Origin of the sequence: Streptomyces sp. PH10-H1 (genome assembly GCF_030063355.1) — a bacterium.
Lineage (GTDB): Bacteria > Actinomycetota > Actinomycetes > Streptomycetales > Streptomycetaceae > Actinacidiphila.
Genome location: NZ_JASISZ010000221.1, coordinates 1 through 997, shown reverse-complemented (window position 1 = coordinate 997; position 997 = coordinate 1). Strand labels below are relative to the sequence as shown.

Here is a 997-nt window from a genome sequence, read left to right as displayed (position 1 = left end):
CCCTCGACGAACTCCACACCGCCTGCACCGAGCAGGGGGTTCGCGCCCGCAAGGTCCCGGTCGACTACGCCTCCCACACCAGCCACGTCGAACACATCAAGGACGACCTCGCCCGCGTACTCGCCGGGATCACCCCCCAGGCGCCGCGCATTCCGATGTTCTCCACGCTGCTGGGTGGCTGGCTCGACGACACCACCCCCCTCGACGCCACCTACTGGTACCGCAACCTCCGCCACACGGTGCAATTCGCGGACGCCGTGGAGGCCCTCGCTGCCGAGAACCACGAAATCTTCATCGAGGTCAGCACCCACCCCGTGCTCACCACCTCGGTCCAGGACATCCTGGAGGCCCGGGACGACGACGGTTCGCTGGTCACCGGCACCCTGCGCCGCGACGACGGCGACCTGCAGCGGTTCCTCACCTCCCTGGCGAGCCTGCAGGTGAACGGTCTGCCCGTCGACTGGACCCCGCTCTTCGCCGGCCTCACGCCCCGCCATGTCGAGCTGCCCACCTACGCGTTCCAGCGGCAGCGGTACTGGCTGAAGGAGACCGGCGGCCGCAGCGGCAACGTGGGCGCGGCCGGTCTGGACGCCGCCGAGCACCCGCTGCTCAGCGCGGTGGCCGTGCTCCCCGACTCCGGCGGCGTGCTGGCCACCGGCCGGCTGTCGCTCTCCACCCACCCGTGGCTGGCCGATCACGCCGTAGAAGGCGTGGTGCTCGTGCCGGGCACGGCCCTGGTGGAGCTGGCCATTCAGGCCGGGGACAAGGCAGGGGCCGGTGTACTGGACGAACTCGTCCTCGAAGCGCCGCTGACCCTGCCGGAGTCCGGCGCCACCCGGATCCAGGTGGCCGCCGGCGCGGCCGACGACACCGGCCGCCGCAGCGTGACCATCCACTCCCGCCAGGACCACACCGACCCCGACGCGTCCTGGACCCGGCACGCCGCAGGCTTCCTCACCACCGGAACCCGCACGCCGACCGGCGACCTCACCGTCTG

At 71.9% G+C, this 997-nt stretch carries 1 protein-coding gene; it reads left to right on the top strand.

Translation table 11 applies throughout. From position 1 onward, the window contains the following. Positions 1-997: acyltransferase domain-containing protein (locus QMK24_RS41310; RefSeq protein WP_283472061.1), on the top strand; the 997-nt coding region annotated here is incomplete at both ends.